We start from the raw sequence: 18,710 nt of genomic DNA on the forward strand, positions 1-18,710 counted from the left end.
AATTGAATAGATTATGGAAGACTTAAAACAAGCAATAATCAGCTACTCTAGCACAGACCTCGAACAACGCAAACATTGGTATTCTCCGGCAGCAGAAGCTTACAATCAGGCAAGACCACGTTATCCTCAAGATTTGATTCACCAAGTTGTGGAACTTGCTCAACTCTCCACTAACTCAAAAATTCTGGAAGTGGGATCTGGCCCTGGAACTGCAACAGTAGGCATCGCTCAATTGGGTTGCTCTATAATCTGCTTAGAACCCAATCCAGATTTTTTCCGGTTAGCTCAACAGAATTGTCAACCGTATTCCAATGTAGAGATACAGAACACATCCTTTGAAGAGTGGGAACTTAAAGCACTTGAATTTGATGCAGTTTTAGCCGCCAGTTCTTTTCATTGGATATCACCAGAAGTTGGATATCCAAAAGCAGCAAATGCCCTAAAAGAAAATGGCAACCTAATTTTATTGTGGAATAAGGAACTTCAACCCAGCTACGAAATATACCAAAGTTTATCGCAAGTCTATCAACTACATACTCCATCTCTTAACCGATATGAAGATCAAAAAACTCAAGAATATATCTTGAGACAATTAGGAAATATGTCCATTGATTCGGGGCAATTCCAAAACTTGAGAACAGGACAAGTTATATCAGAAGTAACCTACACTGTCGATGAATATTTAACACTTTTGAACACCTACTCGCCATACATAAAATTAGAACCAGAAACTAAAGAGTCTTTATTTTTGGGATTGAGGCGTTGTATAGAAGATGATTTTGGAGGCAGTCTGCAACTTTCATATATCTCTGCTTTTCACATCGCTCAAAAAGTTACCTCCGAGGTAAGGGAGTCTTAAATGGGCTATTGTTAGGTGGCAGAATAGGTGGAATTGGGTTAATGCCAGGTATAGGAGTAGGCTCTACTTTTTTGAGCACTGTGATTGCAAATCCTCTTTGCTGGGGTTGTTGCTTACCAGATATATCATTGACTAGCAGTCCGATTTGAGGGGGGAAGGCTTGATTGACTGGAAACTTCATTGAACCAACTGCTGGAACGTCATTGCCGTATGGTAGAAGTTTAACCTGAATATTTTCTCCCTCTACTCTCCAACTCAGAATAGCAGATGTCCCTTCATTGAGAACCAAATTTGGTTGCTCACTACCGTTGATTTTAAAATAGACAATCTTAAATGGTTTGGGTAATATTTGAATTTTTGATTCAGCTTTTTTAGAACTAATTTTGTCGCTTCCATTGTTAGAAACAGCTTTGATTTCAAATGCAAAATTTCCCACTTTATTTGCTACTAAAGGAATATTTTTACATTGCAGTTGTTGATTTTTTTGTGTACATAGTTTTTTAAGTTTAGGGTCTGTAATATTGCCTTGATTAAATTTGTAGGTAACTGGTTCACCATAAGATGTACCATCATCTGCATTGCCAACAACCTGAAGTTGTGATAGCAATAATGGACGTGCAATTGTCCAACTAAAAAGAATATTTTCAGCTTTTGTATACTGTGGCTTATCTAGCTGAAAATCAATTATTGATGCAATTGGTTTTTCCGCAATTTCTACCTGGGTAGTTTGCGGCGGTGCTACTTGGTTATTTCGGGAAAATATTTGTATACCATTGCGATAAAAGGCTTGTAACTCAAAAGTGTAATTCCCTTTTGTTTTCACTCCAGTTTTAACGTTGCTACAAATTAGCTCTTGTTTATCTTGCACCTGACAAGGAGGTATTTCATTAGCGCTTCCTTTACCCAGTGTTTCAGGAATGCCATTGCTAAAGTCATAAGTAATAGGCTGAATAGGTTGGGAACCTTTAGCCGTCAAAACTAACTTTGTTAACTGTTTATAGGGGTGAATTTCCCAGTTTAAAGCTACCTCATCACCTTCAGTAATTTGAGAGTCATTTGCACTAAAATTTTCTAATCTCAAAGGTTCGGGGTTTAAAATTCGCCAAATGATAAATCCTATCCCTCCCAATAACCCCAAAATTGCCAAAATTAACAGAAGAAATTGCCACCAAGGACGGGGTTTCCATACCAAAGTTCCTTGAGGCAGTGTATTCGGTAGGGGTAAATTTTGTTGGTCTTTGATGTTGAGTTGAAAGTTGACCACTAGCCCTGCACCAAACCACGGTCGTCGCCACCAAGGTTTGGGTTTGACCGTCAAATTAGCCAGAGCACTTCTATTAGGTAATAATCTTACTTCAGTGGGATCAAATTTGTAAGTATATAGTTCTTCTTCGTCTCGACTTTTTAAGTTTAATATCAGTTCGCGGACAATATTACCTTGGTTAGCGAGTGATAATTCGTACTTGCCAAGGCTACGGCTAACTTGTCCCAAGATGGTATTAAGTTCTATATCTAAGCGATAATTTGTCGGAATTTGGATATAGACCAAATCCAGCAGTACTAAGTCTGGAGAGTTTTCTGAATACAAGCGGATTGTCGGAGAATAGCTTCCTGCAAGGGTATCCCCAGGTGGGTGAAATTTCAATAATATTTGACCTTGAGTACCAGGATTGAGTTCTAGTGCAGTCACGTCAGACACTAATCCTGGTCCCTCAAATCCAGTTGCAGGATAATTAATTGTGAACCAGTCATCGTCTAAATCTGGACAACTCAAGCGGAATCTGTCTACGAGATAAGAGCGATTGTCAACTATTACCTCCACTTGCAGAGGCTGACTAGGATTGAAAATTAACGGTTTGTTGGGGTTGGTGTTAGGTCTAATGGAAAATGTCGGGTCGTTCACCCGAATTGCGGTCTGTTCTTTTAGCAGAACCTTAATTTGGTTTGGGAAGGTTATGGGTGTATCTTGTGGATAATGTAGAGGAGAATCTGCGACTAGTGTATAGTCATAGGTTCCTGGGAGAGCATTTGCGGCGATTTGAAACTCAAATCTTACTTCGTCACTATTTTGCCCTGGAGCTAATGCTAAACTTTCTCTAGGAGAACTAGACCAACCGGTTAAATTTTGAAATACTTCGTCAAAAACAAAATATAAGTCAATAACCGCACTCGGATCTCCCTGATTGATTACAACAATATAGAGTTCAATCGCATCTCCTGGCATCCCAAATTGAATTCCAGGTGGGTTGATAATAACTTGCAGTGGATTGAATTTAGCTTGCATGTCATTGATTCCCTTATTTGATGCGGTGTAATTTAACCTGAAAATCTTCACCACCACTCACAATCATGGTTCCTTGATTGGTTTTCAAGTCGATACTATTGATTTTTTTAGAGCTTTGGTAAATTGTTTTACCTTCTGCTGCTCTTGTTTTGTCAAGCTTATGTTCGGGAGTTAAGTACCAAACTACGACTCGTCCATCATCGCCACCACTTACTAAGAGACTACCATCGTCACTAAATGCTAGAGTCCGCACAGATGTTTTTGATGCTGACCAACGGTCTAGTTGTGAACAATTAAGTTCATTTACTTTTTCTAGCGGATTCGGATTTTTGATAGTTTGACACTGATTTAAATCCCAAATCGTAATAAATCCCGCAGAATCAGAAGTTGCGAGGATTTTTCCTGTTGAGTCAGGAACAAAAGCTAATCCCCAAATATAGTCTTCAGGCCCAACTAATGGGTCTAGTTTTTCTAGATTTTGCACTGATAAACTTGGGGATTGTTTATCAGATTGAGTTTGATTCCACTGCCATAATATAAAACGCTTAAAGTTTCCAGCAATTACTAGAGTTTTTGCATCTGGGCTGAGATTTAATGCCCGGACTTGGAAACCTGAGAGTTTCAATCTACTTTGTACGTCAATAACTTGCGGTTCTGGCAGAAAATCGCTGTTAGGCGCTGGTCTTGACCATAGTCTCACTTTACCACTGCCATACCCACTGAATAAGTTAAGTGAGTTTGAGGTGAAAGCTAGGTCAAAAACGCGATCGCCTTTTGCTTTAGGATCTTTAAGGTCTTGAAGTTGGCTAATCTTTGCACCTGAAGGAACATCTCTGAGTTCAATTACACCATTATCTAAACCAACAGCAGCACGATTATTTTGTAATGGCATGAAGCGCAAGACTTCTACAGCGTCACCGGTAATTGCCATCAAGCCTTTGGACTGTTGCGTTTGGTCACAAGCAAGGGGCTGCCCAGCGTATCTTACTGTATCATCAGGGTCTAAGCTATCAGCACCAATTCTCCAAAGTCTTAAGGTGCAATCATCTGAGCCACTGACCACAGATAAACCAATGCCACTAAAGCGCACTGAGTTGACAGAACGAGTATGCATTACACCTCTTGGTTGCAAGATTAATGCTAAGAGTGCGGCTAATAGTGCGATCGCAGCCAATTGTAGCCATAAAGGTATAATTGGCAGAGTCTTTACTTCTAATGTCTGCGTGGCTGGGTCTGTACTCCCTAAACGTTGGTCGGATAATTCTGATTTAGCCTCCAGCAACAAAGTTTTGCCGATTCCAATCCAAGGACGTTTTGTTTTAACATCGAGAATAACTTTACTTGTCTCTCCTAGATGAAGATTGGCAGTTTCAGGAAGCTTTTTAAAACTACATTTTCGCCAGTCTCTACCCTGCACCTGCACATTAATTTCCTGGTTGAGATTGCTAGAGTTTTTAAATAGTAATTCAAAGGAAGCTGTATCAGATTTCCAGTCAGGCAACCATGCAGATTTACTGGGAATTTTCAGGTGTTTTTGGGTGGTAGTAAAGTCTATAAAACCCACTGGTAAAACTTCGATGTTGCCTTCAGCATTAGTTGGATAACCATTATTGCTAACAGCTTCAATAGTAAAAGGGTAATTTTGACTGGGCGCTTGCACTACAGAAGGAGGTTGGCATTGGAATGTAGCTTCTGCTAAACCACCTGGATCTAAGGGTAATCGGCGTTCTGCACTGCCAGCCAGCCAAGACGGATCGACGCCTGTAAAACGTAGCATTACCTCAGTTGGTTGTTGCCCCAAGTTCCGCACCCGTACTGGTATATCGACAGAATTGCGGGGATAAACTTGGAACTCTCGTACAGGCAACTCTACACTTAAATGCGTTGGTCTGTTGTCTCGCTCGATTTTCAGGCGTAGCACAAGTCTGGACTGTTGTGCTAATTGCGGTGAAAAAATATTTACCATCAGGTTGACAGTACCAACAAATCCCGGAATGGGTGTATTGAATACGAAAACTTGGAAGATGGTACTACTGCCCGGTGGCTTGGCTGCCGCTACCTCTGGTTCGAGTCTATACCAGCGATATCCTGTGTTGCGGATTTCTCCGGCTGCGGTAATTTCTATCTGAAAATTAACGAAGCGATCGCTGTCATTATTGACAGTTACCTCAAATGATACAGGAGTATCACCTGGACGAAAGGTTAGGTTCTGAGTAGAAAGGCTGGCATTAATAACACTTTTTTCCATGCTATTACTTATAATATTTTTTTATATTCTGCACGACTAGCACTATTAAAAAATTAATGTCTCGTGAAAACGTGACAATAGCTTTTTTCCTTTGATTATTGAAATTTATATACTATTAAATATTGTGTAATAAATTGGCCAATTTATAAAAGTCATTTTCAAAGGCGATCGCTAATAGAGATATCAGCCAAAAAGAATGTAGAGACGTAGCACTGCTACAGTCTCTACAAGGATTCTAGATAACGCATATTTAGTTTTTGGATATGACCTCTCAGCAACGCCTTAACTCAAATTAAAATCGCTGCCCAATTCCTAGATGCACTTTGCCTTCTCCCTGGTCGTTAATGCCATAGTCAGCCCGAATTAAGCCTAGTGGTGAATTTAATCGCACTCCCGCCCCATAACCAAAACCATAACCTGGTTTATCCCGTACACCTGCCGGATCTCCTAATACAGTATCACCAGAGCCTAAATCTGAGGCGAAGTCGGCAAATAACACACCGCCTACAATTGGTAAGACGGGAAAACGATATTCTGCGGAAGCCAACACATAACTGCGACCACTGCCAACTTCTCCAGAATCGTAACCGCGCACTGAATTAGAACCACCCAAGTTAAAGCTTTCGTAAGGCGGTAAATTCCCAATGACAGTACCAGCTTGCACATTCACCGCAAATACTTGTGGCTGTTTGCTGTTAAATAACTGCACTGGTAAATATTGGCTGTAGTTAGCTTTGAGGCGATTGAGGGAAATATTACCTTCACCAATGGGCACAGATTGTTCTGTACTGAGACTCAAAACGGAACCTTGAGTTGGATTGAGGGGATTATCCCGTTGGTCTTTGGTGGCGGTGAAGGATACGGTAGTTAGGTCGTCAATACCAGTTCCACTCGCAGAGAGGGGATTGCCCTGAGCGTCGGTTGGGGTAATATTACCTTGGCGATCGCGAATACTAGTTCGGGTATAATTTAATCCTAATGAGGTATTCCAGTCGTCGATTGGTCGCTGCAAGCTGACACCACCGCCAATTTGACCTTCTCGCACTTTGTCGCCGTTAGCTAACTTAATCTTGTCATCAAAAGTTTCCGAAAGTTCCTGACTACGAAAACCATTTACAGTGTAGCCCAAGCGATCGGGGTTAGTTGTCCAATAAGGACTGGTAAATTTGGTATTAAACTGCAAGTCTCGGCTACTTACACCAAGATTCACACCGAAAGTATCATTAACACCGCCGACATTCTGATCTTGATAGTTGATTGTACCTACCAATCCCTGATCGGCATTGTAACTACCACCTAAGTTAACACCACGTGCCCCAGTTTCTTTGAGTTGATAGACTAAATCAAGTTTTGTCGCATCTCCTTCTAAGGCAACATTCACGGTCTCAAATAAACCAGTACGATATAGCTGTTGGATGTCTTGTTTAACAACATTTTCTTGGAAAATTTGACCGGGTTTCAACTTGAGTTGTTGTTGTAGGAAATCTGGTTTGGTGCGTCCTCCAACGGGATTACCCTTGCTATCAACGGTTTTACCCTCATCGTTGACAAAGCGAAATTTGATATCACTCACCAAACCTTCAGCGACATTCACAGTGAGAATGCCTTGAGAACTGGGTTTAATTGATAGCACCCGTGCTAAGTTATAACCATTGTCGGCGTACCACTTGTTAATTTGTGCTACTGCTTGTTGCAGTCCACTGGGACTAATAGTGGTTCCAATCTGAGATTGCAAACGTTGTTGGGCGACTTGATAGGTAAGTACTTTAGCACCAGATAGTTGCAGCGATCGCACAATCACCGGTTGGACTTGGTATACTACATTCAATCCAGCCTGTGTGCTAAAGCTATTCACACTGACACTGCTAAATAAACCTGTATCCAAAATTGCTGTTACATCTCTTTGTAACTGGCTTTGACTGGTTTCTCCACCCACCTGGGTTTTAATTACCTGGCGAATGATTTGCTGTAATTCTTGATTGGTTCCCACCACTTGTACATCTGTAGCTGTGACTACCAAATTGCCTTCAGTCGCGGGGAATGAGGGAGAGGAGGAGATGAGAGGGAGTGTTACTGATGAATTTCCCTTGTCTGCTGATTTTAAAACTACTGGGGAATTTTTGTTTGCACCTATTTGCACGGCGACAGGATTTTGGGAAAATTGTTGTGCAACTATAGTTTCTGGGGAAGCAATTGTCTCTACCCGTGCGGGAGTGTCTTCAATTATCGGCACCACCAAGTTACCAGCTTTTGCAGTTGGAGTAACGGTTTTAGCAGGTGCAGCCGTTGCTTGCTGAGTCACATTGCCAGTAGCTAAAGTAGCTAAAGTAAAAATTGCAGTAGCAGAAACTCGCATAATATTTAACCTAATTAACTGGGAGTTAGTTGTAGAGACGCTAGCGAATAGGGATAATACTAACTTCCAGCTTCTTCGTCGATTTCCCTATTTATACCTCTTACCCAAACAGACAGTTAATTTTGATATTTTGTTTCTATGAGTAATGTATCTCGGTCATCTCTAGCTTCTAACTCCCAATCTGCAACTTCTCCTTTGCGGTTACTTGTATTAAGTAATGGTCATGGGGAAGATGTGATTGCAGTTCGGATTTTGCAAGAACTCCAACGACAACCAAACCCACCAGAGATATTTGCTTTGCCTCTGGTCGGTGAAGGACGTGCTTATGAACAGTTGGATATCCCCTTTATCGGTTCAGTCCTGAATATGCCTTCTGGCGGCTTTATTTATATGGATGGCCGCCAATTAGCGCGGGATGTACGTGGTGGTTTATTGCAACTTACCCTCAGCCAAATTAAAGCTATCCGTCGTTGGGTAAGTTCTCAAAAAAAATTAGGTAATAGAAGAGCGATTTTAGCAGTGGGAGATATTGTCCCGCTGTTGTTTGCAACATTAAGTGGCGCTAATTATGCTTTTGTCGGTACGGCAAAATCTGAATATTATGTGCGAGATGAAGCTGGATTATTACCACGAAAATCTAAAGACGCAGGTTGGGAAAACTTTTCTGGTTCAGTTTACCATCCTTGGGAACGTTGGTTAATGAGTCGTCACCGTTGTAAGGCTGTGTTCCTTAGAGATGCGCTGACAACGGAAACATTAAAACAATGGCCAATTCCAGCTTTCTATTTGGGTAATCCCATGATGGATGGTCTAGAATCGACGTTTTCACGCCAACAATTTTATAGTCAGAATATCCAACAGCAAGAGACAGTTCGACCTTTCGTAGTGACTCTTCTTCCTGGTTCTCGTCCACCAGAAGCTTACAGGAACTGGGAAACAATTATGATTGCTATATCTGCATTGATGGCAAGTTTTCAACAGCGAGATTCAATCTTCTATAGTTCTAACAAAGTAGTATTTTTAGGTGCGATCGCTCCTGGTTTAGACTCTAATATTTTATCCCAAAGTGTGCAATCCCAAGGCTGGCGCGCTGAATCAGCATCTCCTATCAAACTTCGCGATCCAAATATCTTGACATTTAAACAGAGAAATGCTTATCTGCTATTGACACAACAAGCCTATAATGATTGCTTGCATTTGGGAGATTTAGCGATCGCAATGGCAGGTACAGCTACAGAACAGTTTATCGGTTTAGGGAAACCTGCGATCGCGATTCCCGGTAATGGACCACAATATAATCCTGGCTTTGCTGAATCTCAAAGTCGTCTTCTCGGATCGTCTTTGATTTTAATCGATCAACCAGCAGAAGTAGCGAAGGTTGTACAATCCCTATTTAAAAACCCTGATAATTTGCAAATTATTGCTGAAAATGGTGGGCGACGCATGGGCAAACCGGGAGCAGCACTACGTATTGCTAATTGCTTGCGGGAAAAATTTGGATAATGGGGCAGTGAGTATGGGGCATTGTGGCAGGTTATTCTCCTTATCCCCTTGTCCCCTCATCTCCCTTGTCCCTAATTCCTCACGCCACCAACCCCGAACGTAAGGCCCTTACAGCAGCTTGGGTACGGTCATCAGCACATAGTTTATTTAGAATATTACGAACATGGGTTTTGACAGTACCAACTGTAATGTAGAGTTTCTCGGCAATTTGCCCATTGCTACACCCAGCTACAATCAACTCTAGGATTTCCAGTTCCCGTTGAGTTAGAGGGTATGTTTCCAAAACTTGCTCGTATTCTGTTGCCAGTGCCTCAATTTTTACAGTCTTCGGCTTGTCAGAACCTTGACTTTCTCCAGGAATACCTTGGCGCATCTTCCGCAATACCACGTTGGCAATTGCCGGATCAATCCAAGAGTTACCGCCGTGAGTTGCTTGAATTGCCTCAGTTAATTTACTGATGCTGGTTTCTTTCATATAATAAGAATCAGCGCCAGCTGCGAAGGCTGCAAGTACAGCATCCTCTGTATGATCCATTGTCAAGATGAGAATCTTCGTAGTAGATTGCCCATTTTCAGCCTGGGAGCGTTTAAATTTACGAGTCAGTTCGATGCCATCCATGTCAGGCAAGCCGATATCTACTACCGCTACATCTGGCTTTGCCGTTTCTAAAAGTTTTAATCCTTGGGTAGCATTTGCCGCTTCCCCAATTACTTTCAATGCACTATGAGACTGTAATGCTGCTCGTAGCCCCATTCGCGTTAAATCATGATCTTCAATTAAAATAATACTAATTTCATTCATCGCTACACTCATCTCTTGCGCTGTTTGCATCTTTCAAAGTATTGCCTTTTGTAACTATTATCTCTTATTTTCCCAAACTCAAGATAGATGATATTTTAACCTGTCTGCATCCACCGATAGAAATAAGAAGTATCCAAAATTTTCATATTTAGATAGAGGACAAATCTAGCTGGAGATATATAGATACTTACACAAAAAGTATGAAATATTGAAACAAATGCCAAATTGCTGCTCCTTGTTGATAATTCAGCTTTGAGTTGCGATGTTCCATTCGTTAATTAGTATTATTTTGGATAAAACTTTAAAAAAAGCTTACGAAAATGAAAAAATTACACCGGCTGAAAGTTGCTTTACGAGAAAGTGAACGATGGTTGCGAACGATTTTTAATCAAACCTTGGGATTCATCCGATTGATAGAGCCAATAGAGATCCTGATGCAAGGGAATCAGGCAGCGTTAAAATTTTGTGGAATCACGAACAGCAAAGTAATTCGTAATTCTTGGTGGCGAACTTGTTCGTCTGACTTTTCACAAGATATAATACAAACCCTCTGTGCGAACTTCTCCCATTTTAGGTTTTGAATTTTTGCCTAACTTTTGTCGGGAACCTTTCTTCGGCATTAAGATTTGGTAATTTTGCGAAGATTTATAAGTTCGATATACCTGGATAAATTCTAACACAGACGTGGCGATCGCTAAGAAAATTGTTGAAATTTCCGGAGCTAGGATTACTTCAGATTCACAAATAGCTATAGATATTACTTTTTTATTTACCTGGTCTAACTAACCTGATAGGTAAAACTTTTCAAGCTTATGGTACACGATAATGGGATGCAACTCTCACCAATGACTGACGACGGTAGCTTGTTCACTCATCTACAATTGTTTTAACCTTGGTAAAGTATTTTATTTTACTTTATATCAGCGGTGTCTGCTTGTTAATTACTAATTTTTTGCAGGACATTGGTCATTTGCTAGAAGTTTAGTTACCAGAGTCTGGTAAATTAACCAGATTGAAGATACAACAGACTCAATTCAACCCAAGGAAAGGCCCAAAAGAACGATTAACATACTACTAATGGAGGATAACAAAGTTGATGTGATCAATGTCAAGCAGGCATTGTGGATATTATGCAAAATATCTTAGTCAATCAAATTACAGATTTTAGATGTCCGAAAATCTTATATTCTTTAGTTGGATAATCTCAAAAGAGAAATGTTATACATCAACCTATGTTTGGCGGCGAAAATAAAAACTGATGGAAGAGACGCTGAAAATTTTGGTTGTAGACCATGACGAAGTAGACCGGATAGCAATCCGTTCGGCCTTGACTAAAGCAGGTGTTCAGATGGAACTGTCTGAAGTAAGCAACGGTAATGATGCATTCTCTGTCTTAAGCATCACTGCTTACGATTGTGTTTTCCTCAACTATTGCTTACCAGATCGGGATACACTAACCTTGATTCAACAGCTACGTTCTTCGGATATTAAAGTTCCTTTAGTAGTTCTAACTGGTCAAGGAGACGAACAAATTACTCTCCAATTATTGAAAGCTGGTGCTACAGACTATCTTTCTAAGTCTAGGATATCCCCAGAAACTTTGTCGCAGGTTTTGCGGAATGTGATTCGGATTTATCGGGCGGAAATACAGGCAGATTTGGCAAACCAGCAGCTAAAAGAAAGTCGTGAACAACTCATTTGTAAGAACCAAGAATTGGAGAGACAACAGCAACAGATTCAAATGCAAAACTTCAAGCTATTGGAGGCATCACGTCTAAAATCACTTTTTTTGGCAACTATTTCACATGAACTTAGAACGCCAATGAATGCGATTATTGGTTTTTCGCAAATACTGCTGCGTCCTAAGTTCGGGCAACTAACGCACCAACAAGCAGATATGGTTGAGCGCATTTTGAATAATGGGAAGCATTTACTGATGCTACTCAATGAAGTTCTCGACTTTTCCAAGCTGGAGGGAGGAGGATTAGATTTAAAGCCAGAAATATTTGATATATCAAAGGTAATCAATCTCGTTGTCAGTGAAATGCGTTCCCTAGCTGATGCTAAAAATCTTTCATTGTTAGTACAAACCGATTTGCAAAACCCTTTGATATTTAACGATCCGGTTCGTGTCAAACAGATTTTGATTAACCTGCTTTCCAACGCCATTAAATTCACAGAATCTGGTGAAATTTGGGTTGAGGTTAAGGAACTACCTGCAAATCGAGTAGTAATTATCGTTCAAGATACAGGTATTGGCATAGCCCCCAGAGATTTTAAACATATTTTTGAAGCATTTCGACAAATCGATCAAACTATCACTCGTAAATATCCAGGTACAGGTCTGGGTTTGGCAATTACAGATTCGCTAGTGCGAATGATGGGCGGTAAAATCTTTCTTGAGAGTAAATTGGAGGTGGGTTCAAAGTTTAAAATTGAATTGCCACGTCAAATTACATTACCGACTGTAGCAGCCAATGCTCCAGCTTCACAGTTAGATAACGATAACGACGATTTTTTTTGCCCTGCTAAAAATCCTCATCAGTCATCTTCTCAAGCCAGGAAAGCACCAATAGAATATCCTAAATTTAAAAATTACTTCCAAAAAAACTGATAAAAATTTATAAATCATGTCTGTAGTTGAAAATAATAAAATTTATCGGATCTTAGCAGTTGACGATACTCAAGATAATCTCATTTTGGTTCAAGCAATTTTAGAAAGTGAGGGGTATGAAATTGATTTGGCTTCAGATGGAATAAAGGCTTTACGGCAAATTGAGCAATCTCCACCCGATCTGATTCTGTTAGATGTAATGATGCCGGGAATAGATGGTTATGAAGTCACACGTCGGATTCGGAAGAACCCTGCAATCTCTTATATTCCAATTCTGTTGATTACTGCCTTTCACCAATCCAGTGTTGTCGAAGGTTTGGATGCAGGTGCTGACGATTTTATTCGTAAACCATTTGATACTGATGAACTATTGGCAAGAGTGCGATCGCTATTACGTCTCAAGCACAGTCTGGACGAACAACAAAAAATGGCCCGCCAACGGGAAGACTTTGTTTCCCGTCTGACTCATGACTTGCGAACTCCCCTAGTAGCCGCCGATCGCATGTTGAATTTGTTTGAAATGGAAACATTCTGCAAAATTTCGCCGGAAATGAAACAGGCGATCGCAGTAATGATTCGCAGTAACCAAAATTTGATGGAAATGGTGAACACGCTCTTAGAAGTCTATCGCTTCGAGGCAGGAAAAAAAACGTTGAATTGGGAGGAATGCGATTTATGTGAGATATCTCAAGAAGTAGTCAGCGAACTAAGTCCTCTAACTAGTGAAAAAGGCTTGACTCTGGAAATTCATACCCGTGAATTAGATCCACTGAGTCAAAACGCCGGTATTATCATGGGCGATCGTTTAGAATTACGGCGAGTGTTAAACAACCTGATTGCAAATGCCATCAAATTTACAGATACAGGAGGCATAACAATCCGCATTTATGAAACATCATCTAATCCAGGAGATCCAGATTCAGTAATAATTGAGGTACAAGATACAGGATATGGGATTGCACCAGAAGATCAGGCAACAATTTTCGAGCGATTTCGCCAAGGCAGAAATAAACGCTCAGGTAGTGGCTTAGGACTACATCTATCCCATCGCATTGTAGAAGGGCACGCAGGAACTATCAAGGTCGCTTCTGAACTAGGTAAAGGAAGTTTATTTACTGTGCAACTACCTAAAAACACTTAACTTATTCTCCTTCACCACCGATTATTTTGCGGATATCTCCTAAGAAATTACATTTAATTTTTGATGTGTTTTTATGCCCACAACAAAAATTAAATTAGCTTCAATTATATGGATTAATTACAGTACCATTTGAAGGTTAATCCAATCAGAATATTGCCGGATAATATCGTGTCCGACTAAAGACTTATCATTTAGCTCGCAGGGGGCAGGGAGCAGGGGGAAAGAGGCTTTTGGGATTTTTGTACAGATGCGGTAATCATAAGTAATTAACCGGACTTGATATAACTTGCCTCTTCCAATATTTGTATACTCCCAACGGTAGATGTATTGATAGACTAGAATAACTAAATTCTATTTTTGTATCATTCTATAGATAGTAGAAATAACTATTTTACCAAGTTATTATTCAACCTATTAATGCCTGAAAAACGTGTATGCACCCTGGAATCATAACCCAGGGTCTTTTTTATAAAAACCTAGATAATCATCGTTTTTTCATCATTGACTACTGTCCATGTCCACCCTCAACTCGTAATAGGGTGGACATGGACAGCGGTTAAAAAGGATTATAAAGTAAACTAAAATACAGACCGTTTTCTTGTAATGTTCTCTCATCATTTGAGTTAACAGATACTAAAGGAATACCCCAGTCAAGACGAACGGTGAAGCGATCGCCCTGTGCCCAACGCAACCCCAGACCAACAGCAGCTAAAGTATTATGGTCGGGATTGTCTTCACCAGAACTATTCCAGCCAACACCAAAATCCACAAACGGGACAACTTGTAATGTGCTATCTATCTGGGGTAAGCGCAGAATCGGTACTTGAACTTCCGCAGAAACAAAAGTGCCATTATCTGTGAGCAGGTAATCTTGACGGTAGCCTCGAATGCTATCCTGTCCACCTATGCCAAATTGCTCTATAGGCAGAAGTTTTGTAGATGCTAGTTGCGTATTTAAACGTAATAACAATAAGGTTTCAGGAGCTAAAAGGCGTGCCCACTGTGCTTGCCCTTGCCAAGCAAAAAAACGGCTATCGGGAGCATCTTGATTAACTGTGGCATTCAACACATCTATGCCCAAACTGAATTGAGAGCGTAGGGCGATAACTTCCCGACTGTTACGACTCGTCCATTCTTGAAAAAATCGCAACGCAGATACCTTAGTGCGTCCCTCATCATCAGCACCAGGCGAAAGTTCAGAGGCAGGAACCCCTTCTCTCTGTAAAAAGGACGAGATATCACTTTCTCGTCGGGAGGCTGTTAACCCTAGAGCCAATTCTTGTGTAGGAGTTTGGATTATTGGCTGGCGAAATGTCAGTTCGTAGTAGCGAGAAGCTGATTCGATATCTAGGAAGTCGAAAGGAGGCTCAATGACATTGCTCGACGTAGTGCCATAGTTAAAGGTAAGCGTTCCGTTGCGGGGATTAAGAGGCAATGTGTAACTAGCGTCAAAGGAGTTGCTACCATCAGTGTTGGTGTATCCTAAACTCAGACCATCTCCAAATCCGAGTAAGTTGGCTTCATTCAATCGTAATCCGCGTCGAAAACTGCCAACACTAGGCGATCGCCCATTATCAAGGACTATTTGACCACTAAAGGTTTTTGCCTCACTGATTTTAACTTCCAAAAGACTCGTACCCGTCCGCGATCCTGCTGAGAGTTCAGCAGTCACGTTTTTAATCAAAGGATTAAGTTGCAAAAGTTGCAGGGCTTCTAATAGACGCTGGCGATTGAGAGGCGGTGATGTCGCGATTGCTAGTCGGTTACGGACATAATTCGGATTTAACCGCCGAGTTCCAGTTACCTGGATATCTTCTAATTTACCTTCGACCACCTGAATTTTTACAACATGGGATTGGAATTTTTGGGGTGGAATCAAGGCACCAGAAGTAATGTAACCATTTTTGACATATAGATCAGTGATTTTAGAACGTGCTTGAAACAATTCAGTCAGTGAGATCGGTCGTTTGGTAAATTCAGCAGTGGCTTTGGCTAATTCTTGGGCACTGAAAACTGTGCTACCAACCACTTCAAAGCGTTCAACAACAATAGTTTGAGGAAAGTTGCCAGAGGGTGGTTCCTCAGGTGTGGGAGTTGGGGCAGAGGGTGGAAATAGTTCTGCTGGTGGGGGGAGTGGCTGTGGCACTTCAGGTGAGGGAAGTGGTGAAGGTGTGGGTGGTTGGATATCCTGTGGTGGTGGAATTTGTTGTGATAGGATGAAATTACTAGTTGGTAATTGTGTAGTATTAACAGCCTGAGCTTTCAGTGGACTTAAAGATATACTGCTGAGTAATAGAAGCATACTCAGCGGTAAGCAGGAAACTATAAGATTCTGAGGGTATTTATCAATCATCGCACTGGACTATTTTTTGTCAGTAACTATGGGATTATAAAGGGACTGCTTCAGATGTGAATCTTACTTCATCTTTTGTCGCTAAAGTTGATATCTTGAGCAAATCTCAATTTAAAAGCTAAATCATCTGGTTATTGCAGACTTAAAAGTATCAATAAGATACAGCAGTTTTCTTTTGCATGAAGTACAAAGCTACGGGTTTTGAGGCAGGAGGCAGGAGGGAGGAGGGTGGAATTTAGATGAGGCTTCACTTCCACCTAAATCAAGTCCACCAAATAGGAGATTTTGGTGGGAGACTTAAACCCTTGCTTCCTTTGATCGCAGCAGAAAACAGAGGTCAGTATTTCTTCTACCTCCTAACTCCTGCCTCCTTCACTCCATACCCCTTTCCTTAAACATTCCCATCAATTTACGTTTACGAGCGTGGGTTTGCATCAAGTTTTCCCGATAGCTTAACCAGTCAGCTTTCTTCCCAGATTCCAGGTAAGCATTACGCGCCTTTTTCAACCATTCAACCGCGTAATAGTAGTATTCTGCTTTACCTGCATCCATAATCTTTTCGGCACGGCGACGAGCATTAGCAATCACCCAACCAGGATTATGAGTGATAGCAGCATCCATAACTCGGTGAATTAACTCTGAACGCTCAGAACTTAGTTCACTAGTGATCGCAATTGCATCATCAATTAGCCCCTCATGCAAGAATATATCTACCTTGGCTGATTCTGTTCCCCAACCACTATAAGTACGGACAATTCTCAGCAGGTCTGTTTTGACACTTTCCCAGTTTTCCCCAGCCAATTCTGCCATCCTTTGGTAGTCCACAAAGGAGGGCTTCATTTGAAAAGCTGCCTTGATTGCTAATAAGGCAGCTTCACTATTACCCAACTCAATAGCTAAATCACTTGTCCAAATTCCCAATTCGTACTGACAATTACCCGGTAAATTTAATCCACTCTGGGCTATATCTAGTGCTTGCTGTAATGCTCCCTGAACGCTGAGTGTTTTCGCTAGGGCAAAGGCTTCTTCCATTGAGTTCATCTGGGTTTGAGCAGCATCAATTGCTTCTTCCACCCTGCCTAAACGCCCCAACATTGTCAGATATTGCTGGGTTTGCCCTTCCGCTTCTGCTAAATACAGGTATTCTTGATAACGTTCTTGACGTTCGAGAATTTTCAGACGAATTAATGCCAAATCATCAGCATAATCTGGTACGTCTTCTTCCCAAGCTCCCCTTTCAGTAATGTTACCTTGGAGAACTTGTATCAGCGGCGGATAATCCCAACCTTGGCGTAAAGCCTCCATAACTAGACCAAAATCAGCATTCCACTCATCTTGCCAAGCTTCTAAATTTATTTGAATATCAACTTTTTCTTCTGGAGTAAGTTCGGCGATTAGAATTGCTTCACACCAAGCATTATTTAATTCCCCGACAACTTCATCGTTTTCAGCGCCGTATTCGGCAACATCATCCCAATTTTCCGCACAGGTAGAGGTAATCGCTTCCAAAATAGCGATCGCATTTTCACCTTCTCCCCGTTCGCTAAAATCAACCGCAGTTTGCACTACACTCAGCAAATCTTCACCAATCGGATCTTCTTCGTATCCCTCCTCAAAGTAGCGCACGGTATCCTTGAGAATCTGCCGTACTTGCCGCCGAAACGGAGCGGGATCAAGAGTATTGCGGCGCACGAATTTTATGGTTGTTTGATTGTCAGCAGGATTTGTCATCCAACTTACATGACGGTCAATCGCCTCAATTAGGGGGGGGTATTCTGCTACCAACTCTTGCAACAGCCTTTGAGTTTGAATATGATCCAGGCGATTTAATAGTTCTTCAAGGGTGGGGCGCTGCTCAATTTTTTCTGAGTTACGCGCACAAACGAGCATCGTCGCTACAATGTGTTTGCACCACCCTTCATAGTCGTAGGCACAGGTGCATTTTACTGAGGTTAACCCACTGCTATCGAAATTCAGGTTGACATGATAAGGTCTAGCTTCGGTGCCTACAACATCTGCCTGAAGCAGATGACCACGTTGGATAACAGCATTAACAGCACCAGCGTTATAATATGCCTCGCCCCGCTGGAAAGATTTGGCGTTGGCATGACGGCGGATAGTAAATTCACTAATTTGGGGAATAGACATCGAGCGATCGCCTGCGTAAATCTTCTGGATCAATCCTAAATCCAGCTTAGTGTTAGGCTAACGCGCTGTAAAGAAAAAGGTGTGGAGAGTTGGGAAGGTGGGGCCCCCTCTGGGGATAAGAGGTAATGGGGAGTCTAGATGAGACTGCAATTTCTATTTATTAACTAGCTCAGAACTGAAATCAGCTTCATTACCCTGCAAATACTCACTTAATTTCTTGTCGCTTTTCTGGGAAAACCAACCCATATAATGAAAATATCCATATTTTCGCCAGAAGTGAGTGAATCATAATTTGAGTTAGCAATACCCGAACCTGAAATCAGTGAACAGTCAACAGTAAACAGTCAGGGTAATGTAAGGTGAGGGATTTAGAGGTCAGCGATAAAACTGATAACTGTTAAA

At 41.2% G+C, this 18,710-nt stretch carries 10 protein-coding genes; 4 read left to right on the plus strand and 6 right to left on the minus strand.

The window, feature by feature from the left end:
- The first annotated feature begins 13 nt into the window (after positions 1 to 13).
- The gene (locus tag HWQ40_RS28395; protein ID WP_292784858.1) at positions 14 to 859 is read left to right on the plus strand and encodes a class I SAM-dependent methyltransferase; all 846 of its coding nucleotides are present in this window, start codon (positions 14 to 16) and stop codon (positions 857 to 859) included.
- Here HWQ40_RS28395 and HWQ40_RS28400 read toward each other — a convergent pair.
- The 3 genes from HWQ40_RS28400 to HWQ40_RS28410 form a co-directional block, all read right to left on the minus strand.
- A complete protein-coding gene (locus HWQ40_RS28400) occupies positions 834 to 3,143 on the minus strand; it encodes a hypothetical protein (RefSeq protein ID WP_292784860.1) in 2,310 nt (769 codons plus the stop codon). The genes HWQ40_RS28395 and HWQ40_RS28400 overlap by 26 nt on opposite strands.
- A 13-nt stretch (positions 3,144 to 3,156) precedes the next feature.
- On the minus strand, positions 3,157 to 5,391 hold the full coding sequence (locus tag HWQ40_RS28405) for a hypothetical protein (RefSeq protein WP_292784863.1): 2,235 nt from the start codon (positions 5,389 to 5,391) through the stop codon (positions 3,157 to 3,159).
- A gap of 292 nt (positions 5,392 to 5,683) precedes the next feature.
- The gene (locus tag HWQ40_RS28410; protein ID WP_292784866.1) at positions 5,684 to 7,747 is read right to left on the minus strand and encodes an outer membrane protein assembly factor; all 2,064 of its coding nucleotides are present in this window, start codon (positions 7,745 to 7,747) and stop codon (positions 5,684 to 5,686) included.
- A 138-nt stretch (positions 7,748 to 7,885) separates the two neighbouring features.
- Between HWQ40_RS28410 and HWQ40_RS28415 the strand changes: the two genes are divergently transcribed.
- Complete coding sequence (locus HWQ40_RS28415; protein WP_292784868.1) at positions 7,886 to 9,250, plus strand: lipid-A-disaccharide synthase-related protein; 1,365 nt, start codon at positions 7,886 to 7,888, stop codon at positions 9,248 to 9,250.
- 79 nt (positions 9,251 to 9,329) lie between these two features.
- Here the strand turns inward: HWQ40_RS28415 and HWQ40_RS28420 are convergent, their stop codons facing one another.
- The gene (locus tag HWQ40_RS28420) at positions 9,330 to 10,052 is read right to left on the minus strand and encodes a response regulator transcription factor (RefSeq protein ID WP_104908003.1); all 723 of its coding nucleotides are present in this window, start codon (positions 10,050 to 10,052) and stop codon (positions 9,330 to 9,332) included.
- 1,258 nt (positions 10,053 to 11,310) lie between these two features.
- Here HWQ40_RS28420 and HWQ40_RS28425 point away from each other — a divergent pair.
- Together HWQ40_RS28425 and HWQ40_RS28430 are read left to right on the plus strand one after the other, a co-directional pair.
- The gene (locus HWQ40_RS28425; protein WP_292784870.1) at positions 11,311 to 12,666 is read left to right on the plus strand and encodes a hybrid sensor histidine kinase/response regulator; all 1,356 of its coding nucleotides are present in this window, start codon (positions 11,311 to 11,313) and stop codon (positions 12,664 to 12,666) included.
- 16 nt (positions 12,667 to 12,682) lie between these two features.
- Positions 12,683 to 13,807 (plus strand): hybrid sensor histidine kinase/response regulator, encoded by a 1,125-nt coding sequence (locus HWQ40_RS28430; protein WP_292784873.1) that lies wholly within the window; start codon positions 12,683 to 12,685, stop codon positions 13,805 to 13,807.
- 556 nt (positions 13,808 to 14,363) lie between these two features.
- On the opposite strand, the gene HWQ40_RS28435 is transcribed toward HWQ40_RS28430, so the two are convergent.
- Both HWQ40_RS28435 and HWQ40_RS28440 read right to left on the minus strand, forming a co-directional pair.
- Positions 14,364 to 16,160 (minus strand): ShlB/FhaC/HecB family hemolysin secretion/activation protein, encoded by a 1,797-nt coding sequence (locus HWQ40_RS28435; RefSeq protein WP_292784875.1) that lies wholly within the window; start codon positions 16,158 to 16,160, stop codon positions 14,364 to 14,366.
- A 372-nt stretch (positions 16,161 to 16,532) separates the two neighbouring features.
- Positions 16,533 to 18,308, minus strand: coding sequence for an SWIM zinc finger family protein (locus tag HWQ40_RS28440; protein WP_292784985.1), 1,776 nt, complete (start codon positions 18,306 to 18,308; stop codon positions 16,533 to 16,535).
- Positions 18,309 to 18,710 lie beyond the last annotated feature (402 nt).

This window comes from Nostoc sp. NMS9 (assembly GCF_017114995.1).
Taxonomy (GTDB): domain Bacteria; phylum Cyanobacteriota; class Cyanobacteriia; order Cyanobacteriales; family Nostocaceae; genus Nostoc.

What these genes read in the sequence shown, in the direction of transcription:
- HWQ40_RS28420 (WP_104908003.1), bottom strand. Translation starts at nt 10,052, where the DNA reads ATGAATGAAATTAGTATTATTTTAATTGAAGATCATGATTTAACGCGA.
- HWQ40_RS28415 (WP_292784868.1), top strand. Translation starts at nt 7,886, where the DNA reads ATGAGTAATGTATCTCGGTCATCTCTAGCTTCTAACTCCCAATCTGCA.
- HWQ40_RS28405 (WP_292784863.1), bottom strand. Translation starts at nt 5,391, where the DNA reads ATGGAAAAAAGTGTTATTAATGCCAGCCTTTCTACTCAGAACCTAACC.
- HWQ40_RS28430 (WP_292784873.1), top strand. Translation starts at nt 12,683, where the DNA reads ATGTCTGTAGTTGAAAATAATAAAATTTATCGGATCTTAGCAGTTGAC.
- HWQ40_RS28425 (WP_292784870.1), top strand. Translation starts at nt 11,311, where the DNA reads ATGGAAGAGACGCTGAAAATTTTGGTTGTAGACCATGACGAAGTAGAC.
- HWQ40_RS28435 (WP_292784875.1), bottom strand. Translation starts at nt 16,160, where the DNA reads ATGATTGATAAATACCCTCAGAATCTTATAGTTTCCTGCTTACCGCTG.
- HWQ40_RS28410 (WP_292784866.1), bottom strand. Translation starts at nt 7,747, where the DNA reads ATGCGAGTTTCTGCTACTGCAATTTTTACTTTAGCTACTTTAGCTACT.
- HWQ40_RS28400 (WP_292784860.1), bottom strand. Translation starts at nt 3,143, where the DNA reads ATGCAAGCTAAATTCAATCCACTGCAAGTTATTATCAACCCACCTGGA.
- HWQ40_RS28395 (WP_292784858.1), top strand. Translation starts at nt 14, where the DNA reads ATGGAAGACTTAAAACAAGCAATAATCAGCTACTCTAGCACAGACCTC.
- HWQ40_RS28440 (WP_292784985.1), bottom strand. Translation starts at nt 18,308, where the DNA reads ATGTCTATTCCCCAAATTAGTGAATTTACTATCCGCCGTCATGCCAAC.